The organism is Azospirillum sp. B4 (genome assembly GCF_000333275.1).
Lineage (GTDB): Bacteria > Pseudomonadota > Alphaproteobacteria > Azospirillales > Azospirillaceae > Nitrospirillum.
This window is the reverse complement of record NZ_BACU01000459.1, coordinates 1-3,756: the sequence shown is the minus strand read 5'-3', so window position 1 is coordinate 3,756 and position 3,756 is coordinate 1. Positions and strand designations below refer to the sequence as shown.

Below are 3,756 nucleotides of genomic sequence, written 5' to 3'. Positions count from 1 at the left end.
ATCCGCAGCCTGTGACACGCGTGCGGACGATCGTTCCCGAGTCGGCCCAAAGGCGCAAGTTAAGTCCCATTTAGTTTTCTTTTCTGAGGTGACAGCCCAGCGAATCGGTTACTCGACCGCTGGCTATAAGTCAGCGCGCCGCGTTGGCGGAGCCGGCCCCGAGCGCGGGGCGTTGACAGGACGCCGCCGGGGCCGTAATAGCTGGTTCCGGCAATGGATTTCTGCCGGGCTCTTTCCAGGGCCGAACCGCCCCTTCCCCGGGGCTGATGATTCCTACCATCGGTGTTCGCCACCTGACGGTCGGAGTCTGTCTTCAGTGTCCCTGCCCCATCCCCCCATTAGTTCCGGGTTCCGCTCATGATCCCCCGCCGCCTGTTGGCGTCCTGGGCCGCGCAGACGCGCGCGCTCCTGAAATGGCTTTGCCTGACCGCCCCCCTTGCCGCCGTCATCGGCAGCGCCTGCGCCATGTTCCTCTGGGGTCTGGACCGCGCCACCCAAGCGCGCTTCGACCATCCGGACCTGCTCTACGCCTTGCCGCTGGCCGGCATCGCCATCGTCTGGATCTATGGCCGCTTCGGCGGGCGGGCCGACGGCGGCAACAACCTGATCGTGGACCAGATCCACGAGCCGGGCGCCGGCGTGCCGTTGCGGATGGCGCCCCTGATCCTGGTGACGACCATCATCACCCACCTGTTCGGGGGATCCGCCGGCCGGGAAGGCACGGCGGTGCAATTGGGCGGCAGCCTGGCCAGCGGCTTCACCCGCTGGGCACGCCTATCCCCCGCCGACACCCGCCTGGTGCTGATGGCCGGTGTGGCCGCCGGCTTCGGCGCCGTGTTCGGCACGCCCATCGCCGGCGCGGTTTTCGCCCTGGAAGTGTTGAGCCTGGGCCAAGTGCGCTATGAGGCCCTGCTGCCCTGCCTGATCGCCGCCCTGGTCGGGGATTGGACCTGCCACGCCTGGGGCATCGCGCACACATCCTATGCCATCGCCGATGGGGATGCGGGCTTTCACCTGCAGGGCCTGCTGCTGGCCAAGGTGACGCTGGCCGCCGTGATCTTCGGCCTGGGCGGCTTGGCCTTCTCCGAGGCCTCCCATGGCGCCACGGCCCTGTTGCGCCGTGTCTGCCCCCAGCCCCTGCTGCGCCCGGTGCTGGGCGGACTGCTGCTCATCGCCTTCGTCCACATCCTGGGCACCCGCGACTATCTGGGCCTGGGCGTGTGGTCGGCCGATCCTGGCGGGGTCACCCTGCCCGGCTTGTTCAAGGGCGCGCCTTATCATCCCCTCAGCTGGCTATGGAAGGCGCTGTTCACCATCACCACGCTGGCCACGGGCTTCAAGGGTGGTGAGGTCACGCCGCTGTTCTTCATTGGCGCCGCCCTGGGCCATGCGCTGGCCGGCATACTCGACGCTCCCACCGATCTGCTGGCCGGCCTGGGCTTCGTCGGCCTGTTCGCGGCGGCGGCCAACACCCCGTTGGCCTGCACCCTGATGGGGATAGAGCTGTTCGGCGCCACCCACACCCCCTATATCGCCGTCGCCTGCTTCGTCGCCTATACCTTCAGCGGCCATTCCGGCATCTATCTGTCCCAGCGCATCGGCGTGCCCAAGGTGCCATTGGCGCCATCCTTACCTGCCGGGGGCACGTTACGACAGGCTCGGGAGGCGTCTCCGGCCCCGGCTCCCCTGACCCTGCGTCGCCAGATCAGGATCGTACTGAAGCGCCGTTTGCGACGTCGCAATTAGCGGCCTTAGCATTACGGCCCGATCAACCCCGTCTTCACCGCCAGCGCCAGAACCGCAGCGGTGAAAAATGTAAGCCACATCAGGAACCAGTGCTTCTTCGCTCCGCAATCCAGGGCAATCCAAATGGCGAAGATCACTATGCTGCTATAGTCGTGGGTGAAGAATGGGATGAGGAGCAGAATAAGGCCGACAGTAACCTCCACGGCCACCGGTACACGCCGGACGACACTGAAGACAGGTTTGAAAAGCTGTTCCATTTTCCACCTTACTTAAGCGGCATGCGCCAGTACCGGATCTTATGGCGCGACCAGCCCCCGATAGGTTCCCTGACCGACGCTCTTGAGATATTCCCGGCGCCGCGCATCGATCGCATAAATGCGCTTCATCTCCTGGGCCGTCTTCTTTTCCAAAGCCAACTGTATAAGCGTGTACAATACGCTGGCGACAAAGGTCACCACTGTGAGGCGCGTGACCGTCGTCTCCACAGCCGCGAACATCTCAGGGGCGTATTTGCTGAGCATCTTGCCCAACAGGATTTGCCCGCCGGAGAAGGCTAGACCCGCATAGGTTTTCTGGTCGTCCGAGAGGAAGCTGCGGTCAAACTGCTCAATTTTGACCGCCTTGCTGTCATTGACGTAGACGTAGCAATACTCGAACTCCTTGTCCGTCAGACACCACGGACAGGCAACCAGACTATCGCTGTTATTGATGCTCTTGTCGTCCAGTCCATTGCCAAACGCCACAGCGCGGGTCTGCCGCAACATGCTGTAAAAGACCTGTTGCGGCGAATGGAAGCCACCCGTGCTGCCCGCATTGGCCAACGCGGCCCTTGATATGGCGACGTCCCAGGCATGCCGCGCATCAATGTTCAGGGACCGAAAATTGAGAAGCCCGTAGATGGCGCCATAGGCATCCTCCTCGAAACCCATGCACATGACAGGGCTGAGATTCAAGGAGGCAAGGCTGTTATGGAAATCCTGCTGATTCAACAACATCGCGCGCCTCCGTCGAGACATTCCCGTTTTCCACCAAGGAACTGGAGCGCGTCCTGAGCAGGAAAAGTCGCATCAAAACAGCCTGCCTGTCAGGAGTATCACCAAAGCCCGGGCGCAGGGGGTCACGTCACCCCAACAAGGCATCCAGCCGCTGGCGCAGCTTCACCAGGCGCTCCCGATCCTTGGCCGCCAGGCCGGAGGGACCGGGGACCACCTGCGCCAGGTCCCGCTCCATGCGGGAAATCAGGCGGGAGGCGGCCGGAACCGCTTTGGGGGCGGGGGCGGCGGGCTCAACCGGCTTGTTGGCGGCGCGCAGGGCCTTGATGGTGGCGCCGGCCTTGATAAGGGTCCACAGTCGATGCCGGGCGGCGTCATCCTCGGCGTCCGCCAGGATGAAGAGGTGGCTCTTGCTCACCTGGTCGCGGTACTGGGGGTATTCCGCCAGGATGCTGTCTGGCAGGCGCACCAGGGCCAGCAAGCGTGACACCTCCGATTTGCTGAGGCCCACGGCCCCGGCAAGCTGATCCTGGGTATAACGGTGGGCTTCCCCCAGCCGCGACAGTCCCCAGGCCACCTCCAGCGTGTCCAGATCCTGGCGCTGCAGGTTCTCGATCAGCGCGATCTCATCGACCCCGCCCTGGGTCACGATGGCAAAGATGGTGGCCTTGCCCAGCAGGCGATGGGCGCGCCAGCGACGCTCGCCGGCGGCGATCATGTAGCCGCCCTCCGACCGTTTGCGCACGACGATGGGCTGGATCAACCCCTGGGCGGCGATGCTGTCCGCCAGTTCCTTCAGCGCCGCCTCATCGAAATGGCGGCGGGGCTGGTCGGGGTTGGGGAACACCTGGTCCAGGTCCAGTTCCACCAGTTCCGGAAAATCCTCCGACGTGCCGTACAGCTTGTTCAGCGGCTTGGCCGTGGCGGGCAACAGGCTGGCCGCCGTCGCCGCCAGGGCGGGATTGCTGCGGGCCAGTTTACGCGACATGGGCGACGTCCTCTCCATCCGCCTCAAGCA

General features: G+C 64.5%; 4 protein-coding genes and 1 riboswitch. Of the genes, 1 reads left to right on the top strand and 3 read right to left on the bottom strand.

Annotated elements, in window-relative coordinates:
* The first annotated feature begins 200 nt into the window (after positions 1-200).
* Positions 201-283: riboswitch (Fluoride riboswitch) on the top strand.
* 74 nt (positions 284-357) lie between these two features.
* Positions 358-1,746: a voltage-gated chloride channel family protein gene (locus I55_RS19990; RefSeq protein WP_044562346.1), complete on the top strand. Its 1,389-nt coding sequence runs from the start codon at positions 358-360 to the stop codon at positions 1,744-1,746.
* An 11-nt stretch (positions 1,747-1,757) separates the two neighbouring features.
* Here the strand turns inward: I55_RS19990 and I55_RS19985 are convergent, their stop codons facing one another.
* The 3 genes from I55_RS19985 to I55_RS19975 all read right to left on the bottom strand — a co-directional run bounded on the left by I55_RS19985 (position 1,758) and on the right by I55_RS19975 (position 3,726).
* The gene (locus I55_RS19985; RefSeq protein ID WP_044562345.1) at positions 1,758-2,003 is read right to left on the bottom strand and encodes a hypothetical protein; all 246 of its coding nucleotides are present in this window, start codon (positions 2,001-2,003) and stop codon (positions 1,758-1,760) included.
* A gap of 39 nt (positions 2,004-2,042) precedes the next feature.
* On the bottom strand, positions 2,043-2,741 hold the full coding sequence (locus tag I55_RS19980) for a hypothetical protein (protein ID WP_044562344.1): 699 nt from the start codon (positions 2,739-2,741) through the stop codon (positions 2,043-2,045).
* Between the two features lie 127 nt (positions 2,742-2,868).
* Positions 2,869-3,726, bottom strand: a complete 858-nt coding sequence (locus tag I55_RS19975) for a ParB/RepB/Spo0J family partition protein (protein ID WP_083901276.1) — start codon at positions 3,724-3,726, stop codon at positions 2,869-2,871.
* Positions 3,727-3,756 lie beyond the last annotated feature (30 nt).